This window comes from Streptomyces sp. NPDC094143 (assembly GCF_040303825.1).
In the GTDB taxonomy this organism is placed as follows: Bacteria; Actinomycetota; Actinomycetes; order Streptomycetales; family Streptomycetaceae; genus Streptomyces.
The window spans coordinates 102,178-114,687 of the sequence record NZ_JBEOTZ010000004.1; the positions used below are offsets into that span (position 1 = coordinate 102,178).

Here is a 12,510-nt window from a genome sequence, read left to right on the forward strand (position 1 = left end):
GCCGCGCGCGCGCACGCGCGCCTACGTTCCGCGCGCGCGATCGCAGGCGCGCGAGCCCTGCACCCCTACCCTCCAGTACAACTGGCCGCCGCCCACCGACGGGAGACCACCCCATGAGCACCTGCACCGTCTGCCGCCGCGCGACCGAGGCCGACCTGCACGCCTGCCCCCGCCACACCGCCGACCTCCGAGCCTGGCTCACCGAACTCCCCGCCCAGGCCAAGCTCCTGCAGCAGTTCCTCATCCCGGACACCGCCCCGGCCCAGGGCCGCCTCGGCGGCACCGGCCGCGCCACCGCACCCATCCCCGTCGACCTGCGCGTCCTCACCCTCATCGCCCCCGGCCACGCCGACCCCCAGGGCCCCGACGACGACGGCACCGTGCCCATCCTCGCCTTCCTCGGCGCCTGGGCCGGCCACATCGCCTACACCCACCCCGCCGTCACCCGCGACCCCCACGGCACCGCCCACGTACAGCCCTGCGAGCAGGCCTGGCCCAGCCACGGCGAGACCATCACCGGCTGGTGCACCTGGCTCACCCGATACCTGCCCTACGCCCTCGCCCACCTGTGGATCGGCGACCTCCACCGCCAGCTCGGCGACCTCATCGCCCGCATCCGCGACCTCACCCACGACATCCCCCACAGGCACTACAAGGCAGCACCCTGCCCCCGCTGCGACACCTTCGACCTGGTCGCCATCGACGGCCAGACGGACATCACCTGCCAGGCCTGCGGCCACCAACTCGGCCCCGACGCCTACGAACAGCACGCCGCCAGCTACCTCCAGGCCCACCACACCGCCGCCTGACACCCGCTGTCGGACCCCCGTGGCACACTGCCTACCGACACGCGCACCGTTGGTCCCGGTCGCCGCTTCACACGGCCCGCCCCTGACCTGAACAGGGGCGGGCCAGCGCGTTCCCCGCGCGCCCCTGCTGGACAAAGATCGTGACTTAGCGCAACACTGCTGCCAGCAGAACACGTGTGCCCATACAGCCCCGGAGCCCTCCCCCCGGCCCGGGGCTGAGGCATGCGCACAGGAGGTGACCATGGACCACCTCACCACCACCCAAGCCGCCGAACTCGCCACCACCTGGCGCCGACTCGTCTCCGCCGGCGCCGCCGCCGTCACCACCGCCACCATCCGCTCCTGGGCCCACCGCGGCCACCTCGCCCCCAGAGGCCTCGACGAACGCGGACACCCCCTCTACGACCGCAGCGACCTCGCCCGAGCCGAACGCGCCACCCGCGACCGCGCACTACGCCTCGTCGACACCGACCGCACCTGACCCACACACCACCCCAGCGACAGGGGCGCAGGGGAAAGGCCGCCCCGGGAACGCGCAGACCCCTAGGCGGCCGCCCTCCAACGCGCCGCTGGCCTGGGGCACACCGGCAGGCTAGGGACGGCGGCCGCCTCACGGGCGGTAGCGTGCCGTGTGCTGCTTCATACCGATCGCGGCATAGCGGCGCAGATACTTGCGGTAGCAGCGGGCGCACGGCTTCCGCGGATCGCCGGACCTCTTGCCGTGTGGGCAGGTCTGCTTGACGCCAGCCAGCATGATCCGCAGGTGTTCCTCGTTCTTCGCTTCCTCATGAGGGAAGTTGTCCGCACGGTCCAGGTTCAGGAGGGTGGCGAGCGCTTCTCCCCCGGGTGAGAGCGGAGTCTTCAGCGCGAGCTTCTGCGGGCAAATCCGGTCGAGTTCCTCGAGTGCCATCCTGGCCAGCCCTTGGCCGCGGTGGGCGGGGGCAACGTAGATGATCTCTACGGCGTACCGGCCAGTGTCCACCGACATGAACCCTGCGTCTTGCCCTTGGCACCGGATGAACCTGGTGGCCAGGTAGTCCCCGACCGGACTGCCGAAGGCGAGCTCGCCGATGCGGTCGAACTCCTCGAGCAGGTAGTCGGTGAACATGCGCTGCACGCTCTCGACATCCTGTGTCCGCCGCGGGTCGAAGTCCTCGAGCGTGATGCCCGGAGCCAGGTTGAGGGTGGTCATGGTCTTCTCCTTGTGACCGGTGGCCTACATCAAGCCCACGAGAGCATTGTCCCGCTCCGTTGCCGCGGAAGTATGTGCCCGAACCGACGGTGGCGCGGACGCCCCACGCCCGCGCCACCGTCATTCACGGGTGCGTCTCCACGGCCGGCCCTCACCGCCAGGGCGGACCGTCACTTCCGGATCCGGACCTGTCCGCCGTCGGCCAGCCGTGGCCGCCACCGCGCCGAGCATCAGCACGCTGCCGATGATCAGCAACACGGCCGTGAACTCCCGGGCCACACCGACCATGAACACCGCCAGGCCTACTACGAAGACACCGAGCGCTCCGCTCGTTTTCATCCTCACCACCCCCAAGACGCGACACCGTACCGATCGGGAGGAGTCAGTGGCCAGGCGCCGAGCCCTTACCGTCTGCTCCGTCCCCGGGTGCCCCCACCTCACCCCCGCCGGGCGTTGCCCCCAGCACCGCCAGGAGGCGGAGCAGCAGCGCGGCAGCGCACGCCAGCGCGGCTACGACCGAGAGCACGAGCAGCGCTTCCGACAGCCGGTCCTCCAGCGCGACCGGCGCTGTGTCTGCACGGCGCTGGGCCATGGCCACACAGGACCGTGTGGCCAGCCCTCAGTGCACGCCGACCACTGGCCGATGAGCCGACGCGAGCTGGTCGCCGCTGGCCTCGACCCGAACGATCCGGAGTACGGCCGTGGGCTGTGCGGTCCGTGCCACAGCAGCCACACCGCGCGCGAGCAGCCAGGAGGGTGGAACAGGTGACGCACGAGCACACGGTGATCACAGCGACGGACATCGAGCAGCACAGGGCGGCACTGTGCGCGTGGGCGGAGGCCAACGGCATCGACCCGAAGACGATCGCCTTGAGTCCCTTCACCATCTGCACCCGCGGCGACCATGCGGTGATCGAGTACCGGGCGTTCCTCGTGGACGAGGAGGGCCGCCGGCTGTTCGACCGCGACGAGCAGGACGCGCTGACGGTGACCCGCACGGCCCGGCTCGTCAGCCCCCTGGCGGCGCACGGCCTGGACGCCGGCGACCTCGGCCGCTGATCACTCAGCGTCATGATCACCCCGGGGGAGGCCCCCTTCCAAGATCTTTCCGGGGACCGCCGGGGAGGTGACTCGCTGTGTGTACGGGTCTGGGGGTCGGCCGACACACGTCCAGCGTGACCCTGCGTAGCTCCGCCCGGCCGCGACGGCAGGGCGCTGACGTGCCGCGATGGCACGAGGGAGTGAGAGACATGGCAGGTATGGGTCCGCCGCCCAAGGCGAACACCCGGCGCCGCAACGCGACGCTGCCGATGACGCTGCTGCCGGCGAACGGTCGTGAGGGCGAACCTCCGGCCTGGCCGCTGCTCGACGACATCACGATGACCGCCCGCCGGGACGCCGCCCGGCGCCTGGCGGACGAGCTGGAACTGCAACTGCTCGACCCGGAGCTGACCGGTCGGCGCAAGTCCGCGGTGCAGAAGAAGCACGAGGCGGCCCTGACCGAGGCGAACATCCTGGAGAAGAAGCTGGAGGCCCAGCAGGGCGTCGAGGCCGAGCTGTGGGGCGACCTGTGGCGTCTGCCGCAGGCGGTGATGTGGGAGCGGCTGGGCTGGGTGCGCGAGGTCGCGCAGTACGTCCGCTGGAAGGTGCAGGCGGAGATGGGTGACCTGGACGCCTCGAAGGAGTCCCGGATGCTCGCCGACCGGCTGGGCCTGAACCCGCTGTCGATGCTGCGGCTGCGCTGGGAGGTCTCGGGGGACGAGGTGGCCGCGCAGCGTTCGGCGCGACCGGCCCGGAAGGGGAGCGACGTCCGGTCCCGCCTTCGGGCGGTCGGTGAGGAGTAGTGCGCACTCCGGGCGTCCGTCGGTCGCTCGGATACGCACTGGCGGACTGGATCGAGTTCTACCTGGTCCACGGCCCCGGCGACGTCCAGGGCCAGGAGATCGAACTGGACGCCGAGATGCTCCGGTTCATCGTCTGCTGCTACGCCATCAGTGCGGACGGCCGGCGTCGCTTCGACGAGGTGCTGCTGTCCCGGGCGAAGGGGCGCGCGAAGTCGGAGATCGCCGGGATGCTGGTGGTCGCCGAGGCCCTGGCCCCGGTGCGGTTCGACCACTGGGCCGAAGAGGGCGAGGTCTCCCACTGGGGCTACGAGTATCAGAAGGGTGAGCCGGTCGGCCGGCCGGTGACGTACCCGTTCATCCGGTGCCTGGCCACGGAGGAGACGCAGGCCGGTAACACCTACGCCAACGTCACCTACATGCTCAGCCACAGCGAGCGCCTGGCCGAGGACTACCCGGACATCGACATCGGCAACGACTGGCAGACCTCCACGCGGGTGTTCCTGCCGGACGGCGGGGAGATCCGGCCGTCGACGGCCAGCTCGGCGTCGAAGGACGGCGGCAAGGAGTCGTTCTCCGTCGCGGACGAGACGCACCTGTACGTGCTGCCGGAGCTGCGGGACATGTACGAGACGGTCGAGCGGAACACGATGAAGCGGTACCAGGCCGAGCCGTGGTTCCTGCAGACGTCGACCATGTACGCGATCGGCGAGGATTCCATCGCTGAGCGCACCCACCGCAACTACAAGGCCGGCCGTGCGCCCCGGCTGTACTTCGACCACGTCCAGGCGCCCGAGCGGCTGCTGGAGGACGCGGCCTACGAGGACCCGGGAGAGCTCAAGCGGGGCCTGATGCAGGCCTACGGGCCGTTCGCGGCCCACATGGACCTGGACCGTATGGTCACGATGGCCCACAAGCCGACCCAGGACCGGGCCAAGTTCCGGCGGTACTTCCTGAACCTGCCGGTGTCCCTGTCGGAGACGTGGCTGTCCAAGCACCTGTGGGAGCGGTGCGCGCTGCCGCAGCAGGTGGCGCCCGGCGAGCGGATCACGGTGGGGTTCGACGGCTCGGACCACGACGACTGCACGGTGATCACCTGCTGTCGCCTGTCGGACGGGTACGTGTTCACGCCGACGTTCCCGGACGGCCGGCCGATGATCTGGACCAAGTGGGACGACGGCGACCCGGACAACTGGCGCGTGCCGCGCGCCGAGGTCAAGGCCGGCATGAAGCACGTCTTCGCCACGTACAAGGTCGAGCGGGCCTACGCGGACCCGCCGGACTGGCGAGACGAATGCGACGCCTGGGCCGGAGAGTTCGGCGAGGAGACCTTCCTCATCTTCGAGACGCGCATCGCGACCCGTATGTGCCCGGCCTTGGACCGGCTGAAGACGGCCACCCTGGCCGGGGAGCTGACCCACGACGGCAACCCGACGATGGCCGATCACGTCGGCAACGCCAAGCCCGAGCGGCGCCCGTCCGGCATCGCCATCGTCAAGCCGTCCCAGGACCGGAAGATCGACTCCGCAGTGACGGCCGCGCTGGCCCTGGAGGCCCGCGCCGACGCCCTGAAACTCGCCGCCAGCGCGGTGTCGAACTCGGTCAGCGGCTACGGATAGGAGGTAGTGCCCGTGGGCGTGTCCGCGCAGGAAGCACTCCGGATCACGGACGTGCTGGAGAAGGAGCTGGACCGCCGGCAGGCGTCCATCACTCTGTGGAACGACATCTACGGGGGCAAGCAGAATCTCGGGTATGCGAGCGAGCGGTTCCGGCAGGCATTCGGTGGTCTGTTCGAGGATTTCTCGGACAACTGGTCCGAAGTGGTCTGTGATGCTCCGGCCGAGCGGCTGACGCCGGTTGGATTCCGGTTCGGCACTGGTGACGAGAAGGACCCGCCGGCCGCGGACAAGGACGCGCAACGCATCTGGCAGTCCTCCAGCATGGACGCCTGGGCTCGGGTGGCGCACACCGAGGCCTCGGTGAAGGCGCGGGCGTTCGTTCTGGTGTGGGCGGCGGACCCAGATGCGGAGGACGTCGAGCCGGAGATCACGGTGGAGGACGCGACGCAGTGCATCGTGGCCTACGAGCCGGGCTCGCGGCGCAAGCGCAAGGCGGCCTTGAAGCGTTTCGACGGAGAGGACGGGTTCGAGTACGCGACGCTGTACCTGCCGGACGAACTGTGGAAATGGCGTCGTCCGCTGTCCCGTTCGGGACTCATCCTGCCGTCGTCGCTGACGCTGAACCGGTGGCTGCCGCGCGGGGACATCCCCGAGCAGCAGCGCATCGACAACCCGCTCAAGCGGGTGCCGATGGTGGAACTGCGGAACCGGCCGCGCCTGGTCGACGATCCGGCGCCGGAGCACCGGCAGGTCATCCCGATCCAGGGCGCCCTGAACAAACTGATCGCCGACATGCTCACCGCCTCGGAGGCCGGCGCGTTCCCGGCCCGGTGGGGAACCGGCATCGACCTGCCGAAGGACCCGATCACCGGGCAGGAGATCGACGATCCGGAGCTGTGGCGCCTGGCGGTCAACAAGATGCTGCGCGCCTCCAACCCGCAGGCCAGGTTCGGCAACTTCGAGGCCGCGGACCTGTCGAACTTCGTCGCCGGGATCACCCTGCTGACCGAGCACATCAGCGCCCTGTCCCGGACCCCGCCCACGTACTTCATGGGCAAGGTCCAGAACGTCAGTGCGGACGCCCTGACTGCTGCTGAGGCCGGACTGGCCTCCAAGTGCCGCGACAAGACGATGTTCTACGGCGAGGACTGGGAAGAGGTCATGCGCCTGGCCTTCCTGGTCAAGGGCGACGACAAGCGCGGCAACAACCCGCTCGCCGAGACGATCTGGCGCGACGTCGAGTACCGCACCGAGGCCCAGCACATCGACGCGGTGCTGAAGAAGAAGGCCTTGGGCGTGCCGTGGCGGCAACTGATGGAGGACGCCGGCTACACGCCCACGCAGATCGACCGCATGGAGCGGATGCTGGAGCAGGACGCCGACCGGGCCGCCCGGGCCCTGGCGTTCAAGACGCCCGACGGCGACGACTTCGACGACGGCCTGGACGACGAGCAGCTGCCGGACGGGGACCGGGACGGTGAAGAGGTCGCCGCGTGATCGCCTCCGAGGTGCGCGAGATCGCCCTGGCCCACTACGCCCGCCAGCAGGCCATCGCGCACCGCGCGGCGGCCCGCGTCCGGCAGGTGTGGCGCAGGATCGACCGCCGGGACATCTCCGGCTCGTGGCAGGAGCTCGCGCCGCAGCTGATGGAGGCGGTCAGCGACGCGCAGACCGCGGCGGCCGCGCTCGCCGACCCGTACCTGGACGCCGTCCTGGCGGCCGAGGACGCGGACCCGGCGGCCGCCGGACACGTCGTGCCGGGCGCGCTCGCCGGGATCGCCTCCGACGGCCGGCCGCTGATCTCGCTGCTGTACCAGCCGGTCATCGACTGGAAGGTGCGCCTGGCGGCAGGACAGTCGATGGAGGACGCCTTCCGCGGGTCGATGGCGTCCGCGCTGCGTATCACCCGCACGCAGGTCGCCGACGCGGGCCGCGGGGCGACCGGCGCGGCCATGGCCGGACGGCGCACGATCCAGGGCTATGTCCGGGTGGTGCAGCCGCCCGCGTGCGGCAGGTGCATCATCCTGGCGGGCAAGGAGTTCGGCTGGAACAAGGGCTTCCAACGGCACCCGCGGTGCGACTGCATCCACCTGCCGACCACGCTGATCGCCCGCAACCAGCACCGCGGCCGCGTCGGATCGGACGGCTTCACACCGACAACCCGGCCAGGCAGTGGATCGCCCGGCTTCATCGATCCGCGCGCCTACTTCGACAGCCTCTCGCGCGCCGAGCAGGAGCGGGTGTTCGGCGAGGCCGGCGCCCGCGCGATCCGCCAGGGCGCGGACCTGTCGCAGATCGTCAACGCCCGGCGTGGCATGCAGACGATGACCGCCTACGGGCGCCGTGTGCTCGCCACGACCGAGGGCACCACCAGGCGCGGTGCGTTCTACCGGCTGGAGCGGGCCCGCACCGAGCAGCGGACCGGCACCCGCTTCGCCCGCGACCGGATCGAGGCGCGGCAGGGTCTGCCCCGCTTCGAACTGCGCACGCCCCGGCTGATGCCGGAGGAGATCTACCGGCTTGCCGAAAGCCGGGAAGAGGCGGTCCGCATGCTGCGCCGCTTCGGCTACCTGCAATGACCCCCACGCGTGCGGCGCGACGCCGCGCGCTGAACCTCGAGGAGCGCGATGCTCAAGCACACCCGTAGCCGTCTGCTGGCCGCCGTCACCGGCGGGGCCGGCTGGGCTCACCCCTACACCGACCCGTTCACCTGCTACGCCGACGGCGGCGACTCCGGCGGCGGCCAGGGCGACGACGGCGCGGGGGACGGCGACGGGGACGAGGGGGACGACGGAGACGACTCCGGCGACGCGGACGACTCCGACGACGGCAAGGACGGCGACCAGGACGACGCCGAGCTGGGAGAGAAGGGCGTCAAGGCCCTGCGCGAGCTGAGGCGGGAGAACCGCCGCCTGAAGGCCCAGCTGCGCGGCCAGGGCGACGGCGGCCGCTCCGGCCGCAAGACGTCCGCGAAGGACGGCGGCAAGGAGGGCGAGGACCAGGACGACGCCGAGTCCATCCGTGAGAAGGCCCGGGCCGAGGCCCGCGCCGAGGTGTGGAACGAGCGGGTCGAAGCGGCGGCGATCGCCGCGGCGGCCGGCCGCCTGGCCAACCCGGCCCGGGTCGCCGCCCTGCTCCGCGAGGACCTCGCCGAGGTCCCCGAGGACGACAAGGGACGGCCCGACAAGACAGTGATCAACGAACTGATCGACGAACTGCTGGAGTCCGACCCCTACCTGGCCGCGCCCGCGACGGGCGGCACCGGCCGGCGGTTCCAGGGCGACGCCGACGGCGGCGCCCGCAAGAAGACCCAGAAGGCCGCGGCCAGCCTCGACGAGGCCATCGCCGCGAAGTTCGCCGGGAAGACCGGCGGCTGAACCTAGGAGCCATCCATGCCCGTTACGCTCGCGCAGGCGAAGCTGAACGCGACGGACGACATCGACACCCAGGTGATCGACGAGTTCGCCAAGAACAACTTCATCCTGCAGAACCTCACCTTCGAGAACGTGGTGAACCAGGCCGGTGCCGGCGCCACCCTCACCTACGGCTACACCCGCCTGATCACGCAGGCCAACGCTGATTTCCGCGCGATCAACAGCGAGTACACGCCGGCCGAGGTCACCAAGCAGCGCTTCGCCGTCGACCTCAAGCCGCTCGGCGGCAGCTTCCAGGTCGACCGCGTCCTCAACAGGATCGCCCGCGCGGCGGAGACCAGCCTGCAGATGCGGCAGAAGATCAAGGCGACCAACGCCAAGTTCAACGACGCCGTGATCAACGGCGACAGCGCGGTCGACGTCAACGGGTTCGACGGCCTGTCCAAGTCGCTGACGGCGTCCACCACGGAGATGGGCGTGGGCGTGTCCACCGACTGGCGCGGCGCCACGATCGGCGCCGACCTCGGCAAGGCCAACGACGCGCTCGACCTGCTGGACGCGTGGCTGGCGACGCTGGACGGCCAGCCGAACGCGATCCTCGGCAACATCGACTCCATCGCCCGGATCCGCTCCCTGGCCCGCCGCGCGGGCTACTACGACCGCGCCACCTCCAGCGACTTCGGCTCCCAGGTCGAGACCTACCGGGGCATCGCGCTGGTGGACCTCGGCAACAAGGCGGGCAGCAACAACCCGGTCATCCCGACCACCAACAAGACGGTCGCCACGGTCGCCGGCAACTACACCGACATTTACGCGGTCCGCTTCGGCCTGGACGGCTTCCACGGCGTGTCCATGGCCGACGCCCCGCTGGTGCAGACGTGGCTGCCCGACTTCTCCACCGCGGGCGCCGTCAAGACCGGCGAGGTCGAACTGGGCCCGGCCGCCGTGGTGCTCAAGGCCACCAAGAGCGCGGCCGTCCTCCGCAACCTGCTCGTGCGCTGATCGGAGACATAACGCCATGGCACGCATCACCACACCCGTCCCCGGCTACAGCGGCCCCGGCCCGGCCGGGGTCATGTTCCAGGACGGCGTCGGCCACTCCGACAACCAGGCCGTCATCGACTACTGCCGCTCGGCCGGCTACGGCATCGACGGCGAACCGCCCGAGCGGGACACCCCCCAGATGCCCGACCCGCGCGAGGTCACCGGGCCGGTGCAGATCGGCGCCCCGGCCCGGGACGCCGCCGTCGACCCCCGCCCGGGCGACTTCCGCCCGCCCGTCAACGCCGGCGAGGCCAACCCCCACGGCCCCCAGGTGTACGCGCCGGGCCTGCCCGGCGGCGGCCACCAGCCCACCGCCCTGGCCGCCGAACCGACCCCGTCCGCGAACGAGGACGGGCAGAACAGCCCGGGACGCCCTCCGCAGTCCGAGCCGGTGGCCGTCTGGCGGGAGTACGCCGCCAGCCAGGCCAAGGACAGCGACGAGGCCGCCGAGGTCGAGAAGATGACCAAGGCGGAGCTGATCAAGAAGTACGGAGGCTGAGATGCCGCTGGGACCGTTCGCCACCCACGAAGATCTCCGCATCGGCTGGGAACTGACGGCGGCCGAGCAGTCCCAAGCGGACCGGCTGCTGATCGACGCCTCCAACCTCATCCGCATGACGGCCGGCTACCAGCAGATCAGCCGCGTCGACAACGACACCGTCACCCTGCGCGGCTCCGGCAGCACCGTGCTGCGGCTGCCGCAGCGGCCCGTCCGGGACGTCACCGCCGTCGCCGGGCTGGCGTCGACGGCCTGGACCTGGGACGGCGGTGAACGCCTCACCCGCCTCGACGGATACCTGTGGGACGGGCCCGTGACGGTCACCTATAGCCACGGTTTCAACACCGACGACGTCGCCTACCAGGTCGCCGTGTCCGTCGCCTGCGACGCGGTCAAGCGGATCCTGACCAACCCGGAGATGGTCAAGCAGCGCAGCATCGACGACTACTCCGAGACCCTCGCCGACGCGCGCGCCTCGCTGCTCGCCGGCGAACAGGACACGATCCGGCAGGCGTTCGGCGTGAGCAGCTGGGGCGTGACCCCGTGAACGGCCTGGACGCCGTCCTCGCCCGCGGGCGGGCCGCCGCCGAGCGCCGCATGCGCGAGACGGTGCGGCTCTACCGCCAGGACGCGGACACCTTCGACCGGGTCACCGGCACCACCGTGCCCGGGCAGCAGCACGACCTGTACGAGGGCAAGGCGCAGGTCAAACCCATCGCGCAGGCCTCCGGCGAGGACGTCCAGGCCGCCGAGCGTGAGGTCCGGCTGCTGGAGTACGAGGTGTCCCTGCCCTGGGGCACGCCGCTGCCTGACGGGGTGCGCATCCGACCCGGCATGCGCATCGAGGTCCTCACCTCGCCCGACGCCCGCATGGCCGGCCTGGTCCTGTGGGTGACCGGCACCCAGTACGGCGACCAGGCCACCGCCTGGAGGATCACCACGGAGGACCGCACATGACGTCCGCCCGCTTCGACATGAGCAACGTGCGCCGCCTGGAGCGGCACCTGGCCCGCAGCATCCCCCGCATCCGGCGCGACGCCCGCGCCGTCACCATGCGCGGCGCCGTCAACATCAAGAACAACTGGCGGGCCAACGCCCGCCAGACCGCCGGGAAGCACGGCAAGCTCTATCCGCGCTCCATCGGCTTCGACATCGCCCCCTACGGCCCCGACCTGACCATGGCCACCATCGGCCCCGACAAGGGCGGCCCCCAGGGCGCGCTGGGCAACCTGCTGGAGTACGGGTCGGTGAACAACCCACCCCACAACGACGGCGGCCGGGCTCTGGCCACCGAGATGCCCGCGTTCCTGGCCCAGATGGAGCTGCTCGCAGCCCGCGGCCTGGCCTGGTGGTGAGCCCATGACCACCGCGACGCCGGACGTGCTACCGCACATGGACGCCGTCCAGGCCGCCCTCGAGGCGGCCGGCCTGACCGTGTACCTGGGCGGCACCCCCACGGCCGACGGGTGGACGGCCCCCGACAAGTACGCCGTCCTCTACCCCGACCCGGGCACGGCCGTGCGGGAGTCGCTGGCGGACGAGCGCACCGACTTCGAGTGCACCATGCAGGTCACCTGCGTCGGCAGCGACGTCGTGCGCGCGCTGTGGGTGGCCGCCCGGGTCCGCCGGGCCCTGTCCGCGCCCCTGACCGTCCAGGGCCGCAACTGCTGGCTGCCGGAGGACCTGGGCGGGCCCCCGGTGCAGCGCGACGACGACGTCACCCCGCCCGCATTCCTCGTGCCCGTGCAGTACCGGATCTGCTCAACCCCCGCCTGATGGAGGACCCATGGCAACCCTGAACACCCAGGCCATCTCGCTGGCCGGGCTCGCCCCCGCCTACGCCAACGCCGCAGGCGGCGGCGACAAGTGCCAGGTCGGCGACCGCAACTTCCTGCACGTCAAGAACGGCTCCGGCTCCAGCGTCACCGTCACGCTCACCGCCACGGCGGCCGTGCGCGGCCAGGCCGTCTCCAACGTCACCGTCTCCATCCCGGCCGCCGGGGACAAGATGATCGGCCCCCTGGCCGCCGACCTCTTCCAGTCCCCGGTCGACGGCCTGTGCGCCATCGGCTACAGCTCCGCCACCACGGTCACGGTCGCCGCGCTGCGCATCTGACCGCCCCTCGCTCACC

The 12,510-nt window shown here is 71.2% G+C and carries 17 protein-coding genes; 15 read left to right on the forward strand and 2 right to left on the reverse strand.

Features of this window, described 5'->3' with window-relative positions; genetic code table 11:
• Positions 1 to 113 precede the first annotated feature (113 nt).
• Together ABTZ58_RS06955 and ABTZ58_RS06960 are read left to right on the forward strand one after the other, a co-directional pair.
• Positions 114 to 809 carry a hypothetical protein gene (locus ABTZ58_RS06955; protein WP_351351261.1) on the forward strand — a complete coding sequence of 232 codons (696 nt, stop codon included), beginning with the start codon at positions 114 to 116 and terminating at the stop codon, positions 807 to 809.
• Positions 810 to 1,050: 241 nt separating this feature from the next.
• Positions 1,051 to 1,290, forward strand: a complete 240-nt coding sequence (locus tag ABTZ58_RS06960) for a MerR family transcriptional regulator (protein ID WP_351351263.1) — start codon at positions 1,051 to 1,053, stop codon at positions 1,288 to 1,290.
• Positions 1,291 to 1,419: 129 nt separating this feature from the next.
• Here ABTZ58_RS06960 and ABTZ58_RS06965 read toward each other — a convergent pair whose 3' ends face one another.
• Together ABTZ58_RS06965 and ABTZ58_RS06970 are read right to left on the reverse strand one after the other, a co-directional pair.
• Positions 1,420 to 2,001 carry a GNAT family N-acetyltransferase gene (locus ABTZ58_RS06965; protein WP_351351266.1) on the reverse strand — a complete coding sequence of 194 codons (582 nt, stop codon included), beginning with the start codon at positions 1,999 to 2,001 and terminating at the stop codon, positions 1,420 to 1,422.
• A gap of 120 nt (positions 2,002 to 2,121) precedes the next feature.
• Positions 2,122 to 2,340 (reverse strand): hypothetical protein, encoded by a 219-nt coding sequence (locus ABTZ58_RS06970; RefSeq protein WP_351351269.1) that lies wholly within the window; start codon positions 2,338 to 2,340, stop codon positions 2,122 to 2,124.
• 426 nt (positions 2,341 to 2,766) lie between these two features.
• Here ABTZ58_RS06970 and ABTZ58_RS06975 point away from each other — a divergent pair, with 426 nt between their 5' ends.
• The 13 genes from ABTZ58_RS06975 to ABTZ58_RS07035 all read left to right on the forward strand — a co-directional run bounded on the left by ABTZ58_RS06975 (position 2,767) and on the right by ABTZ58_RS07035 (position 12,494).
• Positions 2,767 to 3,060 carry a hypothetical protein gene (locus ABTZ58_RS06975; protein ID WP_351351272.1) on the forward strand — a complete coding sequence of 98 codons (294 nt, stop codon included), beginning with the start codon at positions 2,767 to 2,769 and terminating at the stop codon, positions 3,058 to 3,060.
• A 191-nt stretch (positions 3,061 to 3,251) separates the two neighbouring features.
• A complete protein-coding gene (locus tag ABTZ58_RS06980; RefSeq protein WP_351351275.1) occupies positions 3,252 to 3,845 on the forward strand; it encodes a hypothetical protein in 594 nt (197 codons plus the stop codon).
• Positions 3,845 to 5,461, forward strand: a complete 1,617-nt coding sequence (locus ABTZ58_RS06985) for a terminase TerL endonuclease subunit (RefSeq protein ID WP_351351278.1) — start codon at positions 3,845 to 3,847, stop codon at positions 5,459 to 5,461. Before ABTZ58_RS06980 ends, ABTZ58_RS06985 begins: the two co-directional genes overlap by 1 nt.
• Before the next feature lie 12 nt (positions 5,462 to 5,473).
• Complete coding sequence (locus ABTZ58_RS06990) at positions 5,474 to 6,958, forward strand: phage portal protein (protein WP_351351281.1); 1,485 nt, start codon at positions 5,474 to 5,476, stop codon at positions 6,956 to 6,958.
• The gene (locus ABTZ58_RS06995; protein ID WP_351351284.1) at positions 6,955 to 8,040 is read left to right on the forward strand and encodes a VG15 protein; all 1,086 of its coding nucleotides are present in this window, start codon (positions 6,955 to 6,957) and stop codon (positions 8,038 to 8,040) included. The genes ABTZ58_RS06990 and ABTZ58_RS06995 overlap by 4 nt, the downstream gene beginning before the upstream one ends.
• Before the next feature lie 48 nt (positions 8,041 to 8,088).
• Positions 8,089 to 8,838 (forward strand): hypothetical protein, encoded by a 750-nt coding sequence (locus tag ABTZ58_RS07000; protein WP_351351287.1) that lies wholly within the window; start codon positions 8,089 to 8,091, stop codon positions 8,836 to 8,838.
• Positions 8,839 to 8,853: 15 nt separating this feature from the next.
• Positions 8,854 to 9,837 carry a major capsid protein gene (locus ABTZ58_RS07005; RefSeq protein WP_351351290.1) on the forward strand — a complete coding sequence of 328 codons (984 nt, stop codon included), beginning with the start codon at positions 8,854 to 8,856 and terminating at the stop codon, positions 9,835 to 9,837.
• Positions 9,838 to 9,853: 16 nt separating this feature from the next.
• Positions 9,854 to 10,378, forward strand: a complete 525-nt coding sequence (locus ABTZ58_RS07010; protein WP_351351293.1) for a hypothetical protein — start codon at positions 9,854 to 9,856, stop codon at positions 10,376 to 10,378.
• 1 nt (position 10,379) lies between these two features.
• Positions 10,380 to 10,925, forward strand: a complete 546-nt coding sequence (locus ABTZ58_RS07015) for a hypothetical protein (protein ID WP_351351296.1) — start codon at positions 10,380 to 10,382, stop codon at positions 10,923 to 10,925.
• Entirely contained in the window at positions 10,922 to 11,335 is a 414-nt protein-coding gene (locus ABTZ58_RS07020) for a DUF6093 family protein (protein WP_351351299.1), read from the forward strand. The genes ABTZ58_RS07015 and ABTZ58_RS07020 overlap by 4 nt, the downstream gene beginning before the upstream one ends.
• The gene (locus tag ABTZ58_RS07025; protein ID WP_351351302.1) at positions 11,332 to 11,733 is read left to right on the forward strand and encodes a hypothetical protein; all 402 of its coding nucleotides are present in this window, start codon (positions 11,332 to 11,334) and stop codon (positions 11,731 to 11,733) included. Before ABTZ58_RS07020 ends, ABTZ58_RS07025 begins: the two co-directional genes overlap by 4 nt.
• A 4-nt stretch (positions 11,734 to 11,737) precedes the next feature.
• Entirely contained in the window at positions 11,738 to 12,154 is a 417-nt protein-coding gene (locus ABTZ58_RS07030) for a hypothetical protein (RefSeq protein ID WP_351351305.1), read from the forward strand.
• Positions 12,155 to 12,164: 10 nt separating this feature from the next.
• Positions 12,165 to 12,494 carry a hypothetical protein gene (locus ABTZ58_RS07035; protein WP_351351308.1) on the forward strand — a complete coding sequence of 110 codons (330 nt, stop codon included), beginning with the start codon at positions 12,165 to 12,167 and terminating at the stop codon, positions 12,492 to 12,494.
• Positions 12,495 to 12,510: the final 16 nt, after the last annotated feature.

Excerpts from the sequence above, each read along its gene's own strand:
- ABTZ58_RS07015 (WP_351351296.1), top strand. The coding sequence starts at position 10,380 with ATGCCGCTGGGACCGTTCGCCACCCACGAAGATCTCCGCATCGGCTGG.
- ABTZ58_RS06955 (WP_351351261.1), top strand. The coding sequence starts at position 114 with ATGAGCACCTGCACCGTCTGCCGCCGCGCGACCGAGGCCGACCTGCAC.
- ABTZ58_RS06970 (WP_351351269.1), bottom strand. The coding sequence starts at position 2,340 with ATGAAAACGAGCGGAGCGCTCGGTGTCTTCGTAGTAGGCCTGGCGGTG.
- ABTZ58_RS06965 (WP_351351266.1), bottom strand. The coding sequence starts at position 2,001 with ATGACCACCCTCAACCTGGCTCCGGGCATCACGCTCGAGGACTTCGAC.
- ABTZ58_RS07025 (WP_351351302.1), top strand. The coding sequence starts at position 11,332 with ATGACGTCCGCCCGCTTCGACATGAGCAACGTGCGCCGCCTGGAGCGG.
- ABTZ58_RS07010 (WP_351351293.1), top strand. The coding sequence starts at position 9,854 with ATGGCACGCATCACCACACCCGTCCCCGGCTACAGCGGCCCCGGCCCG.
- ABTZ58_RS07005 (WP_351351290.1), top strand. The coding sequence starts at position 8,854 with ATGCCCGTTACGCTCGCGCAGGCGAAGCTGAACGCGACGGACGACATC.
- ABTZ58_RS06980 (WP_351351275.1), top strand. The coding sequence starts at position 3,252 with ATGGCAGGTATGGGTCCGCCGCCCAAGGCGAACACCCGGCGCCGCAAC.
- ABTZ58_RS07000 (WP_351351287.1), top strand. The coding sequence starts at position 8,089 with ATGCTCAAGCACACCCGTAGCCGTCTGCTGGCCGCCGTCACCGGCGGG.
- ABTZ58_RS07030 (WP_351351305.1), top strand. The coding sequence starts at position 11,738 with ATGACCACCGCGACGCCGGACGTGCTACCGCACATGGACGCCGTCCAG.
- ABTZ58_RS07035 (WP_351351308.1), top strand. The coding sequence starts at position 12,165 with ATGGCAACCCTGAACACCCAGGCCATCTCGCTGGCCGGGCTCGCCCCC.
- ABTZ58_RS06960 (WP_351351263.1), top strand. The coding sequence starts at position 1,051 with ATGGACCACCTCACCACCACCCAAGCCGCCGAACTCGCCACCACCTGG.